At 55.7% G+C, this 21782-nt stretch carries 20 protein-coding genes; 10 read left to right on the top strand and 10 right to left on the bottom strand.

Features of this window, described 5'->3' with window-relative positions; all coding sequences use genetic code 11:
• The first annotated feature begins 178 nt into the window (after nt 1-178).
• The 6 genes from AC2FH0_RS13300 (at nt 179) to AC2FH0_RS13275 (ending at nt 4424) form a co-directional block, all read left to right on the top strand.
• Nucleotides 179-532: a hypothetical protein gene (locus AC2FH0_RS13300; protein WP_142635000.1), complete on the top strand. Its 354-nt coding sequence runs from the start codon at nt 179-181 to the stop codon at nt 530-532.
• A 64-nt stretch (nt 533-596) separates the two neighbouring features.
• Nucleotides 597-1361 carry a hypothetical protein gene (locus tag AC2FH0_RS13295; RefSeq protein ID WP_496789550.1) on the top strand — a complete coding sequence of 255 codons (765 nt, stop codon included), beginning with the start codon at nt 597-599 and terminating at the stop codon, nt 1359-1361.
• Between the two features lie 83 nt (nt 1362-1444).
• Nucleotides 1445-2644: an N-acetyltransferase DgcN family protein gene (locus tag AC2FH0_RS13290; protein WP_281972778.1), complete on the top strand. Its 1200-nt coding sequence runs from the start codon at nt 1445-1447 to the stop codon at nt 2642-2644.
• Nucleotides 2641-3762 carry an alanine/ornithine racemase family PLP-dependent enzyme gene (locus AC2FH0_RS13285; RefSeq protein ID WP_496789548.1) on the top strand — a complete coding sequence of 374 codons (1122 nt, stop codon included), beginning with the start codon at nt 2641-2643 and terminating at the stop codon, nt 3760-3762. The genes AC2FH0_RS13290 and AC2FH0_RS13285 overlap by 4 nt, the downstream gene beginning before the upstream one ends.
• A gap of 48 nt (nt 3763-3810) precedes the next feature.
• A complete protein-coding gene (locus AC2FH0_RS13280; protein WP_281972780.1) occupies nt 3811-4023 on the top strand; it encodes a hypothetical protein in 213 nt (70 codons plus the stop codon).
• 119 nt (nt 4024-4142) lie between these two features.
• Nucleotides 4143-4424 carry a hypothetical protein gene (locus AC2FH0_RS13275; protein WP_282021446.1) on the top strand — a complete coding sequence of 94 codons (282 nt, stop codon included), beginning with the start codon at nt 4143-4145 and terminating at the stop codon, nt 4422-4424.
• A 339-nt stretch (nt 4425-4763) separates the two neighbouring features.
• Here AC2FH0_RS13275 and AC2FH0_RS13270 read toward each other — a convergent pair whose 3' ends face one another.
• From AC2FH0_RS13270 to cobT, 3 genes are all read right to left on the bottom strand, one after another.
• The gene (locus AC2FH0_RS13270; protein ID WP_142634990.1) at nt 4764-5105 is read right to left on the bottom strand and encodes a DUF427 domain-containing protein; all 342 of its coding nucleotides are present in this window, start codon (nt 5103-5105) and stop codon (nt 4764-4766) included.
• A 65-nt stretch (nt 5106-5170) separates the two neighbouring features.
• Nucleotides 5171-6952, bottom strand: a complete 1782-nt coding sequence (locus AC2FH0_RS13265) for an aminopeptidase P family protein (RefSeq protein WP_496789546.1) — start codon at nt 6950-6952, stop codon at nt 5171-5173.
• A gap of 53 nt (nt 6953-7005) precedes the next feature.
• On the bottom strand, nt 7006-8883 hold the full coding sequence (cobT, locus tag AC2FH0_RS13260) for a cobaltochelatase subunit CobT (protein WP_142634986.1): 1878 nt from the start codon (nt 8881-8883) through the stop codon (nt 7006-7008).
• Nucleotides 8884-9133: 250 nt separating this feature from the next.
• Between cobT and AC2FH0_RS13255 the strand changes: the two genes are divergently transcribed.
• Entirely contained in the window at nt 9134-10165 is a 1032-nt protein-coding gene (locus tag AC2FH0_RS13255) for a hypothetical protein (protein WP_496789544.1), read from the top strand.
• A gap of 93 nt (nt 10166-10258) precedes the next feature.
• On the opposite strand, the gene cobS is transcribed toward AC2FH0_RS13255, so the two are convergent.
• Nucleotides 10259-11242, bottom strand: a complete 984-nt coding sequence (gene cobS / locus AC2FH0_RS13250; protein WP_496690879.1) for a cobaltochelatase subunit CobS — start codon at nt 11240-11242, stop codon at nt 10259-10261.
• A 450-nt stretch (nt 11243-11692) separates the two neighbouring features.
• On the opposite strand from cobS, the gene AC2FH0_RS13245 reads away from it, so the two are divergent.
• A complete protein-coding gene (locus tag AC2FH0_RS13245) occupies nt 11693-12580 on the top strand; it encodes a Hint domain-containing protein (RefSeq protein ID WP_496789543.1) in 888 nt (295 codons plus the stop codon).
• Nucleotides 12581-12585: 5 nt separating this feature from the next.
• Here the strand turns inward: AC2FH0_RS13245 and AC2FH0_RS13240 are convergent, their stop codons facing one another.
• Nucleotides 12586-13212 (bottom strand): J domain-containing protein, encoded by a 627-nt coding sequence (locus AC2FH0_RS13240; RefSeq protein ID WP_496689725.1) that lies wholly within the window; start codon nt 13210-13212, stop codon nt 12586-12588.
• Nucleotides 13213-13319: 107 nt separating this feature from the next.
• On the opposite strand from AC2FH0_RS13240, the gene AC2FH0_RS13235 reads away from it, so the two are divergent.
• Both AC2FH0_RS13235 and AC2FH0_RS13230 read left to right on the top strand, forming a co-directional pair.
• Entirely contained in the window at nt 13320-13574 is a 255-nt protein-coding gene (locus AC2FH0_RS13235) for a BolA family protein (protein ID WP_142634975.1), read from the top strand.
• A 282-nt stretch (nt 13575-13856) separates the two neighbouring features.
• The gene (locus AC2FH0_RS13230; protein ID WP_496789542.1) at nt 13857-14918 is read left to right on the top strand and encodes a glycosyltransferase family 4 protein; all 1062 of its coding nucleotides are present in this window, start codon (nt 13857-13859) and stop codon (nt 14916-14918) included.
• A gap of 55 nt (nt 14919-14973) precedes the next feature.
• On the opposite strand, the gene AC2FH0_RS13225 is transcribed toward AC2FH0_RS13230, so the two are convergent.
• From AC2FH0_RS13225 to pepN, 5 genes are all read right to left on the bottom strand, one after another.
• A complete protein-coding gene (locus AC2FH0_RS13225) occupies nt 14974-15405 on the bottom strand; it encodes a DUF4177 domain-containing protein (RefSeq protein ID WP_496677550.1) in 432 nt (143 codons plus the stop codon).
• Nucleotides 15406-15587: 182 nt separating this feature from the next.
• Nucleotides 15588-17099, bottom strand: coding sequence for an Asp-tRNA(Asn)/Glu-tRNA(Gln) amidotransferase subunit GatB (gatB, locus tag AC2FH0_RS13220; protein ID WP_496677547.1), 1512 nt, complete (start codon nt 17097-17099; stop codon nt 15588-15590).
• 70 nt (nt 17100-17169) lie between these two features.
• Nucleotides 17170-18429, bottom strand: a complete 1260-nt coding sequence (locus AC2FH0_RS13215; protein WP_496789540.1) for a hypothetical protein — start codon at nt 18427-18429, stop codon at nt 17170-17172.
• A 129-nt stretch (nt 18430-18558) separates the two neighbouring features.
• Nucleotides 18559-18987, bottom strand: a complete 429-nt coding sequence (locus AC2FH0_RS13210) for a hypothetical protein (protein WP_496789539.1) — start codon at nt 18985-18987, stop codon at nt 18559-18561.
• A complete protein-coding gene (pepN, locus tag AC2FH0_RS13205) occupies nt 18984-21593 on the bottom strand; it encodes an aminopeptidase N (RefSeq protein WP_496789537.1) in 2610 nt (869 codons plus the stop codon). Before pepN ends, AC2FH0_RS13210 begins: the two co-directional genes overlap by 4 nt.
• Nucleotides 21594-21782 lie beyond the last annotated feature (189 nt).

Here is a 21782-nt window from a genome sequence, read left to right as displayed (position 1 = left end):
AGACGCACCGATGGCTTGCCAATAAACCACAACGCAACCGTTGATCAAATGAGCTTCCGATAGGCAAGAACTGCGCCTATCGACCATCGCGTCCTGGGAATGGCCTGGGCGCAAGATCAAGATTGCGCAGAAAGACATAAAACAGCGAGGCGGCGCTTTCTCCGCCAGAGGATCTAAAATGACATTTCCAGAATGGACGAAACCAGGCATCTACGGTGCTTTGTGTGGTGCGGTTGCGGTCTCAATCCTTGGCTTTACCTGGGGCGGATGGACAACCAGCGGCAGCGCTCAAGAGTTGGCGAAAGACCATGCTAGCGAAGAAGTAACGCTTGCGATGGTGCCGGTCTGCCTGAACAGGTCAACCGCTGACCCCAAGCGCGAAGAAATAATCGAAACACTGCAAGAGGCCTCGGGCTTCAACCGCCGCAAGGCCATGATGGATACAGGTTGGGCAACACTGCCGGGGTCAGATTCGCCAAGCCGCGACCTCGCAGATGCCTGTATCGCGGGGCTTGAGCTGGATGGATCATAAGGCAAAGGCAATGCCGCAACTCTTTCGGACGACTTGGCGCGCAAATCTGTTACTAGGCATTCAGATGAGTGCGGCGCTGATCGGGTTTACACTCGGTGCTTTGCTTTTATTTTCGATGCCTGCATTCGCTCAATCTACATCGCAATCGGTGCCAGAAAATGCCACTGCAACGAGTTACGGTGACGGTTGGAAATGCAACGCCGGGTATAGGTTGAGTGGCGACGTCTGCGCAGCTGTCGTAGTGCCAGAAAATGCCTATCCGACCAACCGTACCTATGGTTTGGGTTGGGAATGTCTTCATGGTTTTCGCGAGAACGATGAAGCGACCTGTGTTGCGGTGATTGTACCCGATGGCGGATTCCTTGATTCATCAGGTGAACGTTGGCATTGCTCTCGCGGTTTTCTCAAAATCGACGATACGTGCCAAGAAATTGTCGTACCCGCAAACGCTTATCTGGCTGATACGACCTATGGACCCGCGTGGGAATGCAAACGTGGGTTCGAAGCATTGGACGACCGTTGCGTCGCCATTGTGGTCCCGGCCAACGCGTATTTGAATTCATCAGGATACGGCCAACCTTGGACATGTGAACGTGGATATTTTGTACAGGATGGCACGTGCGCGGCCGTCGTGATCCCTGAACATGCCTACTTGGACGATGCAACGTACGGCACGGGATGGAAGTGCGAGCGGGGATACGCGACCTCAGGTGTGAATTGCGAAACAATAGAGCTTCCTGCGAATGCCCATCTTGACAGGTCCGGAAACCGTTGGAACTGCAACAAGAATTTCAAGTCATCTAAAGGCCTGTGCGTTCTCGATAACTGAGCGCGCGGCGCGACTATTTCGACTTTGGTATCCGATGGTGACGACCGTGTTGCCTTGGGTGTCGACCACACAAAGGAAACATCATGAAAACCGACTTTAACGTGGCAAACACGATCCGTCGTCCTGTTAGCGGGGCGCAGGCGCCGCCATTTACCAGCGACGAACCCATAAGATCAACTTCTGCCACTCAGATCATCTTGCCGCCAACTGCGATTGTCTATTGCCAAGGTAACTTTGCCAAGGCGGATGGCAAAACTGCAAATGGCCTCGTTCGCCATTCAGAGGCCTATAGGATCCTGTCTGTCATAGATAGCGATCACGACGGCAAAGACAGCGGGTTGGTTCTTGACGATACTGTAAACCACATTCCGGTCTTCAGAAGTCTGGACGCTGCTGTTGTCCATGAAGCTGTAATCCCGGATACCCTCATTTACGGGATGGCACCATCTACGGGCAGGCTCTCATCGACAGATCGTGACGTTGTTCTCGACGCGATATCACTTGGTATGAACATCGTCAGTGGATTGCATGAGTATCTGGGCGATGATCCAGAAATCGCCTCTTTTGCGGCCGAACGCAAAGTCACCATCCGAGATATTCGCAAACCTAAACCCAGCAAGGATATGCGCCTGTTCGATGGGAGTATTTCTGGTGTGAAAGCACTGCGCATAGCGGTTCTTGGGACCGACTGCGCCATCGGAAAGCGGACAACAGCGACTGTTTTAGCCCGTGCCTTGAACACAAGAGGCATCAAGACTGTCCTTGTTGGTACGGGCCAGACAGGTTTGATGCAGGGTGCAAAATATGGGGTGGCAATGGATGCCGTACCACCGCAGTTCTGTTGCGGCGAACTTGAAGGCGCGATCGTCGACGCTTCCGAGTCTGAACGACCCGATGTCATATTGATCGAAGGTCAAGGGGCGTTGAGCCATCCGGCATTCTGCACATCCGCCTTTATCCTGCGGGGCAGCCAGCCGGACGCCGTAATCCTCCAGCACGCTCCAAAGCGCGCGCATCGCTGTGACTTTCCCAATATGCCGATGCCCAAGCCTGCAAGTGAGATTGCCCTAATCGAAGCATTTGCTGACACAAAGGTCATTGGTGTCACGCTCAATCATGAGGGGATGTCCGAGGCCGAGGTAACCGACACGATCGCCGCACAGTCACAAATACTCGGGCTGCCTGTAACGGATGTACTCAGCCGGCCGGCTTCGCATTTGCTTGCAATGGTTGTTGCCGCTTACCCTGGGTTACGTCACTCCACACCCGTGGCTGCGATATGAGTACCCCTCGCATTGAGGTGCATCTGAGCAAGATACGTCACAATGCGAAGACTGTTGTCGAGCGCCTCAAGACACGCGGCATCGGTGTCACCGGTGTGACCAAGGCAGTGTGCGGGCATCCGGCCATCGCTCAGGCAATGCTCGACGGCGGCGCTGTGGGGCTTGCGGAAGCGCGGCTTAGTAACGTGCGAAGGTTACGCAACGCGGGCATGACATGCCCGATCACATTGATCCGTACACCAACGCTGAGCCAGGTCGATCAGGTCATCCAATACTGTGAGGCGAGCTACAATACAGAAATCCTCGTGATTACCGCTCTGGCCGCCGCCGCGATCCGGAAAGACTGCATTCACGGCATTATCCTGATGGTTGAGATGGGCGATCTGCGCGAAGGGATCATGCCAAAGGACCTCGGCTCGGTTGCACAGCAAGTGGTGGACATGCCCGGCGTTACGCTGAAAGGCATCGGAGCGAACTTTGCATGTCTGGGGGGAATTGCCCCGAATGCTGCAGATATGGAGGCCCTATCTGAACTGGCGAATGAAACAGAGGGGCAGTGTGGTCCCTTCCTTCACACGGTATCTGGCGGAAACTCGGCCAACCTTCCTTGGGCCCTCGGCGGACACCCAGTTTGTCGCATCAATGATCTAAGGCTGGGGGAAGCAATACTTCTGGGCGTTGATCCGGTTTCCGGAGATCAGATAGGCGGGATGTATACAGATGCATTTACGCTTGTCGCTGAGGTAATTGAAACAGGGTCCAAACCTGCATCTCACCCTCAGAGCATCTGCGATCCGGTATTCAAAAGACTTCACCTCGTCCCGAAAAGCGGACAGAGCACACAAATAATCCTGGCCGTTGGTCAGCAAGATACGGACATTTTGGGGCTTTCGATGCCCCCTGGATATAGGCTTATTGGTGCAACAAGCGATCATCTTGTCGTTGGCACTTACCATTCGACGCAAAGCGTAGGATCGGAAATGAAGTTCCAAATGAACTATAGTGCATTGATGAATGCTATGTCCGCTCCTGACGTTAAGACAAAGCTGCTCCGTGGCAGTCATTCACGACACGCGCATGTCTCTCAAGGATCAGGCAATCACCTGGCATCGATTTGAACACTCAACTGATAAATGAACCGTTGAAAACGGTTAGGAGAATAACCATTGGCAAAGCTGACAAAAAAAACTGTCTTCAATGCACACGTTCCCAAGGCGGAAACACCGATGGACAAAACAACGCGGATCGTTAGAGAAATGGTCAACGAAGAAGCAGAGCAAAGACAGATCAAGAATGCCCGGCTCCGCAAAACTCGGCTCGAAAGGGATGCGAATACATTATCTGAAGCCTGTCCGCCGAAGCCCGTCAAAAAGCGGTGACAGGATTGTCGCCCCTTCTTTTTGCCCGACTTGAATGATCGAAACACGAACAAAGCGGCTAGCGAGCATTGTTTTTCCCATGCATCAATCGCACCCATACTCATTTTACGGATACTGCCATGACAATCTCAGATGAGAGCTCAGAAAAAATTCACTATATCTGCCAGACATACGTAGAAAATAAGCCCGGTCGCGGAGGGCAAGGAAGCTTGAAAATTGGCAAGCAATTTGAATACTCCACGGCGGCGGAAGCACAAAACAGAGCAGAAAGGGAAGCGCTATCCGACGATTGCGCTGGCGCTGATGCCTACATGGTCAGTGAGGACCCGAACAGTGGCGAGGTCGGGGCGCCAAGCTTCATCATTAGGCTTGGAAATGTTCCGGAATTTGATGAGTTTTAGATCTTGAGCAGGCTTCAGTTTAACTCTCTAAACTCACCTTGATTGCGGCATTAGATCGACAAAAAGCAAATCTATTTGGTGCCAGAAAAACAGACCATTTTGGGCGTGGGTTTTGCCAAGAAACTGAGCCATGAATACCGGAAAAAGCAGATATTAGTGTAGGCGCAGCGAGAAATCCCAAGGTGCAGGTCGGGCTCGTTTGATACTTTCGTGGTATCCAGCGTAAAGGATCGTTCTCTTACTTCGAGCCAGATTTTGACGTGAAGGCCAAAGCGATCTGGCCTTTCATATTGTGCAACAACTAGATTGAGTAGAGGTATTGCGCATCTGGGACATACGTCAGATTTGTTCGACCTTCACGGAATCAAGCGGGTAGAAGGCGACATGGCCTTTGATGTCTAAGGCAGAATGGATCGGGTCTTCATAGCTCCAAGCAGCGTTTTCAGTGACCGAGGATTTGTTGACGATCGAAAAATGCGTGGCTTGGCCCTTGTGTTTGCACTGCGTGACCTTGTCGGTAACATCCAGAAATGCCATCGCGATATCGGTACGAGGGAAATAGATGACCGGATCAAGATCGCCCTCGAGCAATTCCAGAGCATTTGTGGTTTCACCCAGAATGGCGCCTCCTGAACGGACGCTCCATTTGCCTGGTGTCTTGCGAATGGTGATCTCGGTCATCTTTGCTCTTTCCTCTGGTCCGGTTTCCCGCTTGTCCACTGCCCGGTATATGTAACGATGCGGTGTCAGATCGGTGCGGTTGCGGCATCCAACCACAGTTGGGCGTCATCTCCCAGCCTTGGTCGAACTTTTTCGGCAACTTCGCGGTGATATGCGTTCAGCCAGTCGCGTTCGACTGCCGTCAGCATATCGGTCAGAACCAAGCGTCGGTCGATAGGGACATAGGTCAATGTGCGCCATTCCAACATGGGACGTTCCGCGTCACCACTGGGCAGGGTAGGGGCAGATTGCACCACCAAAAGGTTTTCAATCCGGATTCCAAAGGCACCTTCGCGGTAATAACCCGGCTCATTCGACAAGATCATGCCCGGCAGCAAGGGCTCATGGCTGGCTTTGGACAGACGCTGAGGACCCTCATGCACACTCAGATAGGCACCGACGCCGTGCCCGACACCGTGATTAAAGTCCTGACCCGCTGCCCATAGGGGCACACGCGCCACGGATTCGATATCACGTCCAGCCAACCCGGCAGGCCAGCGCAGCATAGACATGGCGATCATGCCTTTCAGCACGCGAGTAAAGCAGGCTTTTTCTTCTTCACCCACATTGCCGATAGCAATGGTCCGGGTAATATCAGTCGTGCCATCCAAATATTGTCCGCCGCTGTCCAGCACCAGGATATGACCGTCTTGCAGCAGGCTGTCGGTTTCCTCGGTCACCCGGTAATGCATGATCGCGCCATTGGGTCCTGTCCCTGCAATCGTATCGAACGAGATATCTTGCAGGGCATTATCCTTGCGCCGGTTCTCCTCAAGCCGAGTGACCACCTGCGTTTCCGTAACATTGCCAGCGGCTTGCGCATCCAGCCAGCATAGCGTTTCGATCACAGCGACAGCATCGCGCAGATGTGCCTCGGCACTGCCTGCGATTTCGGCAGGGTTCTTGCAGGCTTTGGGCAGCGCACAAGGGTCGCCGCCATCGACCATCTGCCCTTCTAGCACATCGGCCACTGCCTGTGGCAGCGTACCAAGATCAACCTGAACCTTACCGTCAAGCGCTGCGACAGCCGTCAAAAACGTGTCCGGCGCATGAACTGTGACTGAATCGGCCATCGCCACGTTCAGCTTTTGGTGCGCCATGAACAGATCCACGCGGCCATCCGCATGCAGTATAGCAAACCCATGCGCCACCGGGTTGTACCCGATATCGGAGCCCCGAATATTCAACAACCACATGATCGAATCGGGCAGGGTAATCACCGCTGCGCCACAGCCCGCGTCCTGCAGGGACTGCGCCAGACGCGCGATTTTGCTGTCTGCGCTTTCGCCCGCGAATTCGATCGGGTGCAGCTTTACCGGGTTCATTGGTGGATCGGGTTGATCCCGCCAAACCCGGTCCACCAGATTGTCGCTGCGCACCAGTGTAATATCTCGGCCTTCAAGGTCGGTCTGCGTTTTCGCGATCTGACCCGCCGAATGTAGCCACGGATCAAAGCCAACCCGACCACCCTGCGGGAGTTGTTCCTTTAGCCACGCGGCAAGGCTGACCTCGGGCCATGGAACAGGTGTGTAATCGGCGGCGACCTGCGCTTTGACCTGCGTGCGATAACGTCCGTCAATGAAGACGCCGGCCTTATCTGCCAAAACCACGCAAAACCCGGCCGAACCTGTGAACCCGGTCAGCCAGGCAAGCCGTTCGTCGCGCGGGGCCACATACTCGCCTTGATGCACATCCGCGCGCGGGACCAAGAAACCGTCCAACCCGTCGCGTGCCAATTCGGTCCGCAGATCGGCCAGCCGGGGCGGGCCCTGTTCCGGCCGTGCGGTCACGGCGAAGGACTGAAACATGTCATACCTCTATCAGTTTGGAGCGCGCGACGCCATGTTATGGAAAAGGCGATTCAGCCTACTCTCTTCATTCCCATCACCCGTGCCCGTGCGCGCGGATCACTGTCAAACAGAGCGGCCAGTTGCTCGGTCATGGCTCCGGCCAGTTGCTCGACATCCGTGATGGTCACGGCGCGGTCGTAATACCGGGTCACGTCATGGCCGATGCCGATGGCAAGCAATTCCACCATCTTGCGCTTTTCGACCATCCCGATCACATCGCGCAGGTGCTTTTCCAGATAGTTTGCTGGGTTCACGCTGAGCGTTGAATCATCGACCGGCGCCCCGTCCGAGATTACCATCAAAATCTTGCGCTGCTCGCGCCGTGCCGTCATCCGGCGATGCGCCCATTCCAGCGCCTCGCCGTCGATATTTTCCTTCAGCAGACCTTCTTTCATCATCAGCCCCAGATTGGGTCGGGCGCGACGCCACGGGGCATCCGCGCCTTTGTAGATGATATGGCGTAGATCGTTCAGACGACCGGGCTGCTGTGGGCGGCCATCGTTCAGCCAGGCCTCGCGCGCCAGCCCGCCTTTCCACGCCCGCGTGGTAAAGCCCAGAATCTCGACCTTGACGTTGCAGCGTTCCAGCGTGCGTGCCAGAACATCCGCGCAGATCGCCGCGATCGAAATAGGTCGCCCGCGCATCGAGCCCGAATTATCCAACAGCAGCGTCACCACCGTATCGCGGAACTCAGTGTCCTTTTCGACCTTAAAGCTCAGCGGTGTGGTTGGGCTTGCAACAACACGCGCCAGACGGCCCGCGTCCAGTATGCCTTCTTCGCGGTCGAACTCCCAGCTGCGGTTCTGTTGCGCCTGCAACCGGCGCTGCAATTTGTTGGCCAAACGGCTGACCGCGCCTTTCAGCGGTTCTAGCTGTTGATCCAGATAGGCCCGAAGGCGTTCCAGCTCAGCGGGCTCCGCCAGATCCTCGGCGGCGATCTCTTCGTCATGGGTGCTCAGGTAGACCTTATAGTCGGGATCAGCATCGGATGCAGGCGGAGGGGCAGGCGGCTCCAGCGGGGCCTCGCCCTCGGGCATCTCGGCCTCTTCTCCCATTTCATCCTCGGCCATCTCATCCATGGAGACTTGGGCCTGAGACTGATCCTGCTGTTCTTCCTGTGACTGCTCAGGGGTCGCATCCGCGTCCTGTTCGTCCTGATCATCCTGGCCAGTGCTGTCGGGGTCGGGCTGTTCTTCGGCGTCGTCTTCGGCCTGATCTTCCTGATCTTCGTCCAGCTCATCCGGGTCATCGCCCAGCTGATCGCCATAGCCCAGATCCTTGATCATCTGGCGTGCAAACTTGGCGAATTCGGCCTGATCCGAAAGCACCTCGTCAAGGTTCTCCAGTACGCCCCCTGCCTGATCTTCGATAAACCCGCGCCACAGGTTCATGACATTGTCAGCCGCAGGCGGCAGGTCGCGACCAGTGGCCAGATGCCGGATCAGATAGCCGGCGGCCACCGAAAGAGGCGCGTCAGCTGGCTGTTTGCATTGATCATACCCACGCCGGATCGCTTCGTGCCCGATCTTGACGTCGATGTTGGACGCAGTGCCTGGCATGTCCCGCGCACCCATCGCTTCGCACCGGGCAACCTCCATCGCCTCGTACAGATCGCGGGCCATGTCACCTGGAGGCGCATAGCGATTATGAGTAGCATCATCGTGATAGCGTCGCTGCAAAGCCAAAGCATCCGCGGTCCCGCGCGCCAACAGAACCTCTTCCCGCGTCATGCGCCGCGAGACCTGAGGCAACCGCATCGACTCACCCGACAGGCCCGACGGGTCAACCGTATAGCTCACCGTGAGTTCCGGATCGTCGGCCATCACTTTGGTGGCTTCGGCCAGAGCTTTCTTGAACGGATCAGCGGGGTTGTCTTTGGGTTTGCTCATCGGTGGCAGGTCCGGTCTTGTTCTACTCGGGCAACCTAGAGCCAATCATAGGTCTTGACCATAGGGTCGGCTTTGTTTTCCGGGTAATCAGCAGCACGCCCGAATTGCAATACGCCGGACCTGTAGAAAAGGGGCAACGCCCGGCTTCTGCGTGGCCTGTGATTCTAACTGGGGGTGACTTTTCCGTCAGTACAATGCAAAACGAACGGTACACGAACGCGTGATATAGTTATTTGTTTGGGACGGTTTTATGGGACTCAGAAGACAATTTCGAAAATTGTTCGGGATCAAAAGACAGACCGTAGAATTACAGCCCTCCGGCTGGCTAGCCGAGAATGTTTTCTGTCAGTCACCCTCAACGCCGCTGAGTGAGATAGTTCACGTTTTCGATCCCAAATACAAAGATCCTGACCCAGTCAACCTGGTGCATATCGTCAATTTCTTTTCTGTCGACGGAACGATGAATGATGTCCAGCGCGCTACGTTGGATAGCATGGTGACTGCCAAATCAGATCCGTTGGCTGGTGAAGGTGAAACAACTTTGGTGCAGGTTTCGGTGCATGGGGACGAAGATCTGATTCAGGCCCATTACGGCCTGCAAGTTGCGACAAAACTGGAACGCACGGTTCTGGATGTCGGAACGTTTCGAATTCCTCGGCCTTTGCCACTTTTGTTTGATATTCTGGAAAAGGGTGCATCCGTTGCGAAACCCGGAGATTTTGTAATCTACACTAATGCAGATATTTGTCTTCAGCCCTATTTTTATGGCGCGGTACGTCAGCTTATTGCGGGTGGTTTCGATGCCATCACGATCAATCGTCGGACATTTGGCGATGCGCATGGGTTTTCCCATGACCCCCTATCTATGGGCGAGGTCGGTATGCAGCATCCGGGTTTCGACTGCTTTGTTTTTTCCAAAGAAGTTTTCGATCAATTTGTCCGTACAGATTCCTGCCTCGGGATGTCTGGGGTCATACAACCAATGCTATTCAACCTCGCTGCGCACTCGAAACGAATGCTGATGCTCAAGAATGTCAGTCTGACGTTTCATTTCGGCGATGATCGGCCGTGGAAAACCCAGGACTTTGATGATTATGCCTTGCATAACTTCACAGAGGCGGCGGATAGTTTAACCAAATTGGCGGAAGACGTCAGTAAACGCGGTCATCTTCGCGAGTTCTGTGACAATCACATTGGAATCTGGAAACTTGACGACGATGGACTGCTGGCTCCAGATGCGGCTCAAGAAGTTGCACAGGCACATTTGGCCAATAATGCATAAAGGCTAGCTTTCGTAGCTTTTGATGATGTGGCCCTGCCAGAGCTTCCGAAAGCCCGTGCCACGCACAAGCCCCCGGAAATTCCGTATATTTTGTTATCCCAAGCTGGTGCTTGCAGCGCTTTCCGGGAGTTCCTCGTCAAAACACCGCTGATAGAACTCGGCCACTGTCTGGCGCTCCAGCTCGTCGCATTTGTTCAGAAAGGATAGGCGGAAAGCATAGCCGACATTGCGGAAAATCTCGGCGTTTTGGGCCCAGTTGATTACCGTTCGGGGGCTCATCACGGTCGAAAGATCACCGTTCATGAACGCGGTCCGAGTCAGATCGGCAACGGTGACCATCTGAGCGACGATCTTGCGGCCCTCGGCCGTGTTGTAGTGCGGCGCTTTGGACAGAACGATCATCGTTTCTGCGTCATGGCTAAGGTAGTTCAGCGTCGCGACCAGAGACCAACGGTCCATCTGGGCTTGGTTGATCTGTTGTGTGCCGTGATACAGGCCGGTCGTGTCACCCAGGCCAACAGTATTGGCGGTGGCAAACAGGCGGAAATACTTGTGCGGGGTCAGAATCTCGTTCTGGTCCAGCAGGGTCAGGCTGCCATTGGTTTCCAGAACGCGCTGGATCACAAACATCACGTCTGCGCGCCCGGCATCGTATTCGTCAAAGACGATCGCAACAGGGTTACGCAGAGCCCAGGGCAGAATTCCTTCGTGGAAATCCGTAACCTGCTTGCCGTCGCGCAGTTTGATCGCGTCCTTGCCGATCAGGTCGATCCGGCTGATATGGCTGTCGAGATTCACACGCACAGCCGGCCAATTCAGGCGTGCGGCAACCTGTTCGATATGGGTCGATTTACCGGTGCCGTGATAACCCTGAATCATCACGCGGCGATTATGGGTAAACCCTGCGAGGATTGCCAGCGTCGTATCTGGGTCGAACTTATATGTCGGGTCGATCTCGGGAACCCGTTCTGTCTGTTCGTAAAAGCGTTTGACCTGCATGTCAGAATCGATGCCGAACACATCTCGGACCGAAATCTCTTCTGTTGGTTTTGCGTTTGCGTCAATCGGCCAATCCATGCCTGTCGTCCTTATCCTGATACCGCGGCCCCCGCGCGGGCTTCTGAACCCGTGTGTGGTGCAACATATTGCGGGTAAGGGCAAGGGGAAGCGGCGAGGCTAAAAGGCTGGGGCGCAGTTTCATTCATATTGACGCACTCGGCACACCGCCTCCGTTCGTTTCAGATAAAGGGACAGTGCCCAATCGGTTTACACATAAGGAGATGGTCTTGGTGAAATTGCACTCTTACATTAGGCGATATTGTTGGCCGGCAGGCAACAATATGCATTCAAATATGAAAATATCACTTAGTTTGGGGGTAACTGTGTTTTAGACTGAACATATTGGTGAGTTTTGATGGGTTACGAGTGAGGTGGTTTATGAGAAGCTTGGTTCAGGCTGCTTTCAGTTCTGTACATTCCATGGTCATTTGTTGGCGCATTCGGTCGTCAGCATCCTGGGACTGACCAATGGCTTTTGATGCCCTTCTCCATACTGTCAACAGCACCGGCCGCGGAGACCTGATCGTTCAGGACACGACCGTTCCTGCCATTATCTCTGGCTCTACGATCTCGTTCGATGGTGGGGCAACGTTCCAGACCTACACATATCTTGGCCAAGGCAATTACCGTGGCACAGGGGAATCTGGCGAGTTCATTCGGGTGGGCGGCCAGGTTTATGCCTGGGACACGGCGAACCCGACGGGCCCGATGACATTGGGGAACTGGAAGATCACGACCTCGGACCTTGATCCAACAGACCCACCCTGTTTTGTTTCCGGGACTTTGATTGATACCGACAACGGACCGGTCCCGGTCGAGAAATTGGTTGTTGGCGACAGGGTGCTCGTCTCGAATGGCGGGGCACTGCCTATTGTCTGGATCGGCAAAAGGGCTCTTAGCACTATGGCTTTGCACAGCAGGCCAAAGTTCAGACCTGTCTGCATCCGGAGAAATGCCCTGGGCAAAGGGGTGCCGGATCAGGATTTGTACGTGTCGCCTCAGCATCGGATCGTGCTGGAAGGCTGGCGGGCCGAGTTATTGTTTGGCGAAGCAAAGGTTTTTTCGGCTGCCATCCATTTGGTCAATGGCGATACGGTCTATCAAGTGTCGCCCGATAAGCCGGTAGAATATTTTCACATTGCCTGCGAACGGCACGAGATTTTGACATCCAATGGCGTGCGCAGCGAAAGCCTGTTTCTGGGCGACAGGGCGCTGCAATCCTTTCACCGCGAAGACGTCGACGAATTGCGCGCGCTATTCCCTGAACTGTGTGCTGAGGCGTTGGTTCCACGAACGCGGTTACGTTGCTTGAAACGCCCCGAAGTGCTGGCGCTGCAGGGTATGGCCAGCAATTAAAACGCCTATTTAAAGTTCCGGCTGTCTTTGATCTGGTCCCAGGCCCAGACAACCTCTTGCAGCTGCTCTTCCTGCGAGCGGTCGCCGCCGTTCATATCGGGGTGCAACACCTTGATCAGCTTTTTATAGGTCTTTCGGATTTCGGCCTTGGACCAGCTGTCATTGGCTTCCAGAATCTCGATAGCGCGACGTTCGGTCGGGGGCAGGCGGCGGCCGCCTCCGCCTGTAGTGCGCCCTTTGTTCTGGGTACTGTTCGCGCCCAGCACCTGGTGCGGGTCTTCGATTCCCAAACGGGCCCAGGCACGTGCCTCGGGATCGCCCATGGGTTTGGTTTCACGCTCCCAGACTTTGTCCTTAGACTGTTGAGCATTCATTTCGGCCTCGGTCGTGCCGTCGAAGAAATTCCATTTCTGGTTATACTCGCGCACATGCTGCTGGCAGAACCAGAAGAAATCATCCAAAACATCCGGTGCTTTCGGGGCCCGAAATTTACCAGGCTCTTCACAGCCCTCATGGTCACAGATTCGCACCGAAGTTTCAGACGCGCCAGACATACCACGCCGTCCACGCGGGTTTTTTTTCTTGGCGCTGGAGACGGACATATCGAATCCAAATGGGTCTGATTTCGTCATGCTATGATCCTTAAGAACGCATCTTCTCGACTCGGAGGCAGCAGTTTAGTCTAAGCAGCCGAAAGTAGAAGAGGGGGGCGGTAATATTTTTGCCGCTGAGCGTAAAAATGACCGTGACCGAAGAAATGCGAAGCCGCCTGCAATCGGCGTTTGATCCACATGAGCTTGAAATTGTTGACGACAGCGAAAGCCACCGCGGGCATGCTGGATTCCAAGAAGGTGGTGAAAGCCATTTCAACATCCGAATCCGCGCGGCTGCATTCGAGGGGCAATCTCGCGTTGCCCGCCACCGCGCAGTGCACAAGGCGCTTGGAGATATCGTGCCGCGGATCCATGCTCTGGCATTGGATATCGGTGTTTAGGCAGGCTTTTGTAACGCGGCCCGGAACGGTCGCACCCCTGCAGCGAAGACAATTCGCGGGTTTTGCCGTGATCGTTCAGAGATTGGCACAGGGTCGCGGGTTGGATAGGTGAAAGCCGCCGGTAATTTTTCGGCGTTTTGGTGATTTCGACCGGTTTCTTGCACTGATTGCAACAAATCAGGAAATTCAGCCTGAATGTGAAAACATTCCATGCATAACAGTTGCTCGAACGCGGGCCCTAATCTACCCTCCATTGACGGGATGTTTTTCAGGTATTTGGTTTTGAGAGTTCTTTTTGTGCAGGCTGGATTTGGGCCTGGGGGGGCAGAGAAAGTAATCGCCATGGTTTCAGGGCATTTTGCCCGGCGCGGTTGTGCTGTTCACGTTACCGGTTTTCAGATGCCGACCGATGGTCCCTATTTCCCGATGCATCTCGATGTTGAACTCAGCGTTGCAGAAAAGGCGACGGGACAGGCGTCACGTATTACGCATATCCGCTCTGTCATAAAGAAATTTCGACCGGACGTTGTAATCTCATTCCTGACCAAGGTGAATGTTCAGACTCTTCTGGCAAGCGTTGGAACCGGGATTCCCGTTATCATTTCTGAACGCAATAATCCGCTGCGGCAGGACGCACATCCCCTTTGGGCACCGCTTCAGGGGATTGCGGGGATAAAGGCAGCAAAGGTTGTCGGGCTGACACATCGCGGATTGGCGGATCTTCCCTTCACTTTGCGCAAGAAGGGGATGGTTATTCCGAACCCGATCCTCCCCTTTGAGCGAGTTGAAGCCTCTGGCACGAGGCAGGGTGTGCAACTGGTCGCGGTTGGCCGCCTCGTTCGGCAAAAAGGGTTCGACATGCTGCTGCAGGCGATGCAGCGCATTCATTCCCAAGCTCCAGATACCAGGCTGATTATCTATGGTGAGGGCAGCGAGCGGGAAAATCTGCAGAAACTGCGCGATGATCTGGGGCTACAGTCGGTTGCTCGGCTGCCCGGCAATACGATCGAGGTCGGGGAATGGGCGCAGCGCGCAGACATTCTGGTAGCGACCTCGCGGTTCGAAGGGTTTCACAATGTCGTCGCTGAGGCGGCGGTCAGCGGGATACCGGTCGTGTCTTTCAATTGCGATTACGGTCCGTCAGAGTTTATTCAAAACGGACGGAACGGATATCTGGTTCCCGTCAACGATGTCAGTGGTTTGGAACAGGCAGTGCTGAAGCTGATCCATGAACCCGACCTCAGGGCGCAGATGTCCAAGGTGTCACCTACGCTAAAGGCCGATCTGTCCCCGGATCAGGTCTTTGCCCAATGGGACACGTTAATTCGCGACGTCACGAGCTGAGATTCAAAACGCTACTCCTGACAGCCGTTTTTTTTGACAGGCCCGGTTAGGGCAATCAGGTTTTTTGACCTTCAGTCTCTGCAGTTTCGTCTTCCGATTTTTCTGTTTCAGCACCTTTCAGCGACAAAGGCGGCTCTTTGGCCTGTTCTGCAATGGGGGCCGGGGCCTGAACGGTATCGGGACCAGGAACAGGTTGAGCAAGAGCAACGCCATCCTTCGTTTCGGTCGGGCCAGGTGTCGGGGCAACAGGCATATCAATTTCACGGCGAAATATCAGGACATTGCGCCAGTTCACGGTGCTGCCGGTCAGGCCGGAGCGTTCCTCGCTGGGCAACAACTCGGCGCGTTGATATTCCCAGCCATCCTGCCCCATCTGGTTTAGCACTTGTTCAATAGAAGCAGCGAAACGTCCCTCGGCTGACTTTTCACCCTTGGTCTTGGCAGACTTTTGGGGGGAAGGGACAACTTTGTATTCGTAGCGGGGCATCGGAATTCCTACCTGTAAGTTCCGGGTAATCTAGCAGGTTGATCACAATGGGAAAGTCATCATAGCGCGGCGGGCGAATTCCGGCACATCTGCTGGTGCGGGCCTGGTGCCACAAATGACAAGCGGCGGGACTTTGCGCAAAGGCTAAAGTCCCGCCGCCGAAATCAGTAAAACCGAAAGATCTACGATCCCAGTTTCTTGGCAATCAGCTCGTTGACGGCCTTGGGATTGGCCTTGCCACCAGTCGCCTTCATCACCTGACCAACGAACCAGCCGGCCAGTTTCGGGTTTACCTTGGCCTTCTCGACCTGTGCCGGATTGGCGGCTATGATCTCGTCCAAAGCGGCCTCGATCGCGCCCGTGTCCGTCACCTGCTTCATGCCGCGGTCTTCGACGATCTGCGCCGGATCTCCGCCTTCGGTATAGACGATTTCGAACAGGTCCTTGGCGATCTTGCCCGAGATCGCGTCCGAGGAAATCAGGTCGATGATGCCGCCAAGCTGTGCAGGTGAAACCGGCGAGTCGGTGATCTCGTGATCTTCCTTTTTCAGGCGGCCAAACAGTTCGTTAATGACCCAGTTTGCAGCCAGTTTGCCATTGCGACCCTGCGCGACCTCTTCGAAATAGGCAGCCGATTCAACATCAGCAGTCAGCACCGATGCGTCATAGTCCGTCAGTCCGAACGTGCTGATAAAACGCGCTTTTTTATCGTCAGGCAGCTCGGGCAGGTTGGCGGCGATGTCGTCAACCCAGGCCTGCTCGATCTCTAGCGGCAGCAGGTCAGGGTCAGGGAAGTAGCGATAGTCATGCGCTTCTTCCTTGGACCGCATCGAACGCGTCTCGCCCTTGTCCGGGTCATACAGGCGGGTTTCCTGATCGACCTTGCCACCACCTTCGACGATCGCGATCTGGCGGCGGGCTTCGACCTCAATGGCTTGCTGGATGAAGCGCATCGAGTTCATGTTCTTGATCTCACAACGGGTGCCCAGATGCGAGAAATCCTGTGTTTCCTGATACTTTTCATAGGCCCCCGGCAAACAGATCGAGACGTTCACGTCTGCCCGCAAATTGCCGTTCTGCATGTTGCCGTCACAGGTGCCCAGATAGCGCAGGATCTGACGCAACTTGGCGATATAGGCGGCGGCCTCTTCCGGGCCGCGAATGTCGGGGCGGCTGACGATCTCCATCAGGCAAACACCGGTTCGGTTCAGGTCGACGAAGGACATATGCGGGTCCATGTCGTGGATTGATTTGCCCGCGTCCTGTTCCATATGGATGCGTTCGATCCGCACCATGCGCGCGGTGCCGTCGCCCATCTCGACCAAAACTTCACCTTCGCCGACAATAGGCTGATAAAGCTGGGAAATCTGATAACCCTGCGGAAGGTCGGGGTAGAAATAATTCTTGCGGTCAAAAGCCGATTTCAGGTTGATATCGGCTTTCAGGCCCAACCCGGTGCGCACGGTCTGTTCGACGCAATATTCGTTGATCACCGGCAGCATTCCCGGCATTGCCGCGTCCACAAAGGCCACGTTCGAGTTCGGCTCGGCCCCGAATTGGGTCGACGCGCCAGAGAACAGCTTGGCATTGGACGAGACCTGCGCATGCACCTCCATCCCGATTACCAGTTCCCAATCGTGCTTGGCCCCGGCAATGGTTTTGGGCTTAGGCATTTCGTATGTCAGGTCGAGCATGGCGCGCCTCATTTCCGCAGAAGTCTAAGCCTGCGTATTAGGCCCGGCGCGCCAAAGGGGCAAGGGGGAATCAGTGTCCGGACAGGTGCAACCCTGTCGGAGTAAAGGTCACATCCATGCCACTGCGCAGTTCCTCACGAAACAGGTCACCGATTGCCCGCAACGCATCGCGGTGCCCGCGGGCTGCAAACCGTTCGGGCGAGTTGATGCGGACCGAGTTATTGAACCCTTGTGCCGCATGGGCCCAGATCAGCGGATGCAGTTCGGTCAGGTGATCACGGATCAGCCAGTTGGCCGCGTCGTGGATCTGAGCGCGCACCGCGTCGGCCTTTTCATTCCCCCCAAGGCCGTTCTGGATGGTTATCGCACAATAGGCAGCCAGCATATTGACCATCTGCTGATCGGGGCGGTTGCGCAGAATATCGTGCAAACCCTGCAGGAAATATTCGATATCCAGCCGTGCGCAGGCTTCGTCGTCCAGGGCGATGGCATCAAACTGGACCCACGTGTAGCCACCGGCGCCCCAAAGGTCATGGGTACGGGCTGCATTGCGCAGGGCCTGAACCTCAAGCTCTTCATAGCTGCCGAACCAGCGTGGCAGCAGATGAGTGCCCATTGCACGCATATGGCGTTGGTTATGCGGGTCCAACGTAATCAATTGTTCATACTGATCAGCCACGCGCAGATTGGACTTGCGCTGACCTGCCAGCAGAGCACAGCCAACAGCTGCAACCAGCGCATTGTTGGGTGCGGCTTCGCGGCATTTTGGCAGGATATCGGCCGCGCGGTCGAAATGGGCGGTGCAGCGAGACCGGTGCAAGGGGGGAAGAACTGCGTTTGTCGCAGTGCCGCGCCACGCCCAGGCCAGGTCAATATGCGCCATAGCCACAACAAGGGCGATCATCGGATCATCCTCATGCGCCCGCATTTCATCCTCTAGCTCAGAAATTCCGCCAAGAAGATCATAGTCTGACAATGCCCGATAATCGGAAAGAGCGTGTTCGACCGCCAGCACTACATCGGACCGAGCGCCGAATGCCAGCAAATCCGCGATTGGCATCCCATCGGGCGCAGTTTCGCGCGCGTCATCGGCGGCACGCATCTTTGCAGAAAGGTCTGCCCACCGATCCTGGCGGGCCAGATCGCGGCCAAGTTCGATGACGTCCTGACCGATCAGTTCATCGGCCGAGACATTTGCGACGGGGATATTTACCGAACCCTGATCTGGCAGAGCAGCGGCCAGCACTGCATCGGCGGCGTCGAAATCTGACGCAATTTTCAAGGGTGGATGTGGAACGCGGGCCTTTTGGGCCATCAGAAACCGGAACATGCTTACACTCGAAACAAAAAAAATCGTAACCTAGCTTTAGAGACTGGCCTCTATTTGGCTCAAATTCAAGCTACAACCGTCTTATTGTCGCTTTGTTCCGGTCAATGCGCCCTGAGGCTCGGGATCGTTTCAAAATGGGCCGAAATGATGCCGTTCAACCTTTAGACCAGCCTCTTTCAGGCGGGTCTCGAGTTTCTTATGCGGAGGGGTCGACTCATCGGGCAGGCGAATCCGCTTTTCCGAGGTCAGCACCAGCGACATGCGCACCGAGAAATCCCAGCGTGTATCCAGACGCACATGGTCGATTTCGCTCAATCTTACGCCAGCCTCGCGCCGCCCCGAGAACCACTGCAGCCCATCCTGATCCAGCCGGAGCCCCGAACGGGTGTTTTGTGCAAAGTCCCATAATGCGGGCAGGGTGAACAGGGCCAGCAGGCCAATCAGCCACCAGACGGCATCAAAGGCGATGACCAACACAGCCAGCGCGGAATAGACCGACAGCAGAATGGCGATGACCTGCGGTGACCTGTTATGCCGTGTATAGGAATAGGGGGTCATGCGTTCAGGATGCGCGTCACCATTTCGGTCGTGTCCCGTGAAAGGTCTGGCGTTTCGGCGATGCGGGTCAGCTGGGTGCGGATAAGGGCCTGGCGATCTGCGTCATAGCGCTTCCACGTCTGGAAAGCCGAACACATCCGCGCCGTAGTCTGCGGATTGACCGGATCCAGTTTGATCAGCCAGTCCGCCAGCAGAGAATAACCAGCTCCATCAGCACGGTGGAAACCGGCGTGATTCGTCGCCAATGCCCCCAGAACAGCCCGGAAACGGTTCGGGTTCTTCCAGTTGAAATCCGGATGCCCGGTCAGGTGGCTTACGATATCTGCAGTCTCTGCCGGGGCTGACATCGCCACCTGCAGGCCGAACCATTTGTCCATCACCAGCCGGTCATCTTGCCACCGGTCATAAAACGCGTTCAGTTCCTGTTCCCCTTTGCCCGCACGCAACAGGCAGGACAAAGCCGAAAGCTGAAGGGTCATGTTATCGGCGCGCTGATAATCCTCGGCCGCTTTTGCACCCCCGTCCAACCGTGAGGTCAACGCCAATGCGGCCCCACCCAGAGCCCGCTGGCCGGCTTGTTCTGCGTCCGGGCTAAAGGCTGCTTCGATGCTGGTTTCGCTATGCAGGCGGGGCAGCAGATCCTGAACGTGCTGGGCCGTTACCTGCCGCAGCGTTTCAACAGCGGTCCAAATGGCCATCGGGTCGGGCGTGACACCCTGTTCATGCATCATCGCAGCAAGTTCAGATTGGGACGGCAACCCCAGCATCAAGGCGCGATAAGACGGGTCAAGATCGCTGTCGCGCAATACGGCGAGGATGCCATTGAGATAATCCGTTTCCGGTGCCGCATCCGTCAAGATCATCTTGATCAGCGTGTCTTCGGCTAAAGATCGCCCTGCTTGCCAGCGGTTGAACGGGTCGCTGTCATGAGCCAGCAAAAAGGCTCGCTCAGCGCTGCTCTGGTCATGTTCCAGAATCACGGGGGCCGAGAAATCGCGCAGGATTGAGGCCGTGGGTTTGGGCGGATTGGCACCGGACACGCGTTCCGGTCCTTCGCAACCCTGCAAACGCCAGCCTTCTACTGTGTATTCGAAAGCAAAGCTTTGGATTTCCTGCGTGAACTCCAGAATGGTTGTGGGCATGGTTTCATCCCCGTTCGCGCCGATCAGCCCGACCGCAACCGGGATAACCTGCGGCAGTTTATCTGACTGTCCGGGGGTCGGGTCGGTGCGCTGTTTCAGCGTCAAGGTGTAGATGCCATCAGTCCAATCTTCGGTCACCGATACGCGCGGGGTGCCAGACTGGCTGTACCAGCGTTTGAACTGGGTCAGGTCGCGATCTGTGGTGTCTTCAAACACCTTGATCCAGTCTTCGATGGTGCAGGCCTGACCGTCATGCCGATCAAAATACAGCTCCAGCGCCTGCGCATAGGCCTCGTCACCTACCAGACGTTTCAGCATTCCGATCACCTCGGCGCCTTTTTCGTAGACCGTCGCGGTGTAGAAGTTGTTGATCTCCTGAAAGCTCTCTGGCCTTACCGGATGTGAAAGCGGGCCGTTATCCTCGGCGAATTGGCGCGCCCGCAGGTCGATGGCATCGTGGATACGTTTAACCGGGGCCGAGCGCATGTCCGAGGTGAACTGCGCATCGCGGTACACTGTCAGACCCTCTTTCAAGCACAGCTGAAACCAGTCGCGGCAGGTGATGCGGTTGCCAGTCCAGTTGTGGAAATACTCATGCGCGATGATCGCCTCGATCCGTTCGAAATTCATATCGGTGGATGTCTCAGGGCTGGCCAGCACGGCGGACGAGTTGAAAATGTTCAGACCCTTGTTTTCCATCGCCCCCATGTTGAAATCATCGACGGCGACGATGTTAAAGACATCCAGGTCGTATTCGCGGCCATAGACGTCCTCGTCCCATTTCATCGACTTCTTCAGCGCCTCCATACCGAAGGCGCATTTTCCCTCATCGCCGGGGCGCACCCACAGGTTCAGTTCAACCTCGCGGCCCGATTTGGTTGTGAACTGACCGGGATGTGTAATCAGGTCGCCTGCGACAAGGGCGAACAGATAGGCGGGTTTGGGCCAGGGGTCATTCCATTCGGCCCAGCCATCCCCCTTGCCGGTCGGGTTGCCGTTCGACAGCAGAACCGGCAACGCGCCATTAATGCGTACGGTGAAGATCGACATCACGTCGGGCCGGTCGGGATAGAAGGTGATCTTGCGAAACCCCTCGGCCTCGCATTGGGTGCAATACATGCCGTTCGACATGTAGAGCCCCTCAAGCGCAGTGTTGTTGCCTGGGTCGATTTCGACTTCGGCTTCCCAGACAAATGCCGCGTCGGGAACAACCGCCGTCAGGCCGGTCTCTGTGACGTCTGGAGTGATCTCAACCCCGTCAACAGTAGCACGGATCAGTTTCAGTTGCTCACCATGCAGGAAAAACTGACGGTCTAAGGCATCAGGATTGGGCCGGAAGGCGATGCGCGAAGTCACTCGGGTCGCATTTGGGGCCAGATCAAAGGTCAGATGTACGCTGTCCACCAGATAACCAAACGGAGTGTAGTCTTTCAGATAGATCGTCGTGGGGGCTGCGTCGCGCATCGGTGGCCTCGAATGGGTTGGTATCAGGCGCGACGTTATGGGTTGCTGCGATGGGCTGCAAGCGGTGCAAGTAAGCTTGCTCAATAGGCGATAAGCATCTGTCGATGTCGACGTGGCCTGACGACCAAAGACCCAAACTGACCAAGACATGTTGCCTATCGGAAATATCCGCCCTAATTGGGGCCTGTA

This window comes from Ruegeria sp. CDSC051 (assembly GCF_059610665.1).
The sequence above is the reverse complement of the archived record's forward strand: the minus strand, read 5'-3'. Positions and strand labels throughout refer to the sequence as shown.

What these genes read in the sequence shown, in the direction of transcription:
- AC2FH0_RS13240 (WP_496689725.1), bottom strand. Translation starts at nt 13,212, where the DNA reads ATGACGAAATCAGACCCATTTGGATTCGATATGTCCGTCTCCAGCGCC.
- AC2FH0_RS13285 (WP_496789548.1), top strand. Translation starts at nt 2,641, where the DNA reads ATGAGTACCCCTCGCATTGAGGTGCATCTGAGCAAGATACGTCACAAT.
- AC2FH0_RS13245 (WP_496789543.1), top strand. Translation starts at nt 11,693, where the DNA reads ATGGCTTTTGATGCCCTTCTCCATACTGTCAACAGCACCGGCCGCGGA.
- AC2FH0_RS13290 (WP_281972778.1), top strand. Translation starts at nt 1,445, where the DNA reads ATGAAAACCGACTTTAACGTGGCAAACACGATCCGTCGTCCTGTTAGC.
- pepN (WP_496789537.1), bottom strand. Translation starts at nt 21,593, where the DNA reads ATGCGCGACGCAGCCCCCACGACGATCTATCTGAAAGACTACACTCCG.
- AC2FH0_RS13270 (WP_142634990.1), bottom strand. Translation starts at nt 5,105, where the DNA reads ATGACCGAGATCACCATTCGCAAGACACCAGGCAAATGGAGCGTCCGT.
- gatB (WP_496677547.1), bottom strand. Translation starts at nt 17,099, where the DNA reads ATGCTCGACCTGACATACGAAATGCCTAAGCCCAAAACCATTGCCGGG.
- AC2FH0_RS13275 (WP_282021446.1), top strand. Translation starts at nt 4,143, where the DNA reads ATGACAATCTCAGATGAGAGCTCAGAAAAAATTCACTATATCTGCCAG.
- cobS (WP_496690879.1), bottom strand. Translation starts at nt 11,242, where the DNA reads ATGGATTGGCCGATTGACGCAAACGCAAAACCAACAGAAGAGATTTCG.
- AC2FH0_RS13225 (WP_496677550.1), bottom strand. Translation starts at nt 15,405, where the DNA reads ATGCCCCGCTACGAATACAAAGTTGTCCCTTCCCCCCAAAAGTCTGCC.
- AC2FH0_RS13235 (WP_142634975.1), top strand. Translation starts at nt 13,320, where the DNA reads ATGACCGTGACCGAAGAAATGCGAAGCCGCCTGCAATCGGCGTTTGAT.
- AC2FH0_RS13265 (WP_496789546.1), bottom strand. Translation starts at nt 6,952, where the DNA reads ATGTTTCAGTCCTTCGCCGTGACCGCACGGCCGGAACAGGGCCCGCCC.
- AC2FH0_RS13295 (WP_496789550.1), top strand. Translation starts at nt 597, where the DNA reads ATGAGTGCGGCGCTGATCGGGTTTACACTCGGTGCTTTGCTTTTATTT.
- AC2FH0_RS13210 (WP_496789539.1), bottom strand. Translation starts at nt 18,987, where the DNA reads ATGACCCCCTATTCCTATACACGGCATAACAGGTCACCGCAGGTCATC.
- AC2FH0_RS13255 (WP_496789544.1), top strand. Translation starts at nt 9,134, where the DNA reads ATGGGACTCAGAAGACAATTTCGAAAATTGTTCGGGATCAAAAGACAG.
- AC2FH0_RS13215 (WP_496789540.1), bottom strand. Translation starts at nt 18,429, where the DNA reads ATGTTCCGGTTTCTGATGGCCCAAAAGGCCCGCGTTCCACATCCACCC.
- cobT (WP_142634986.1), bottom strand. Translation starts at nt 8,883, where the DNA reads ATGAGCAAACCCAAAGACAACCCCGCTGATCCGTTCAAGAAAGCTCTG.
- AC2FH0_RS13300 (WP_142635000.1), top strand. Translation starts at nt 179, where the DNA reads ATGACATTTCCAGAATGGACGAAACCAGGCATCTACGGTGCTTTGTGT.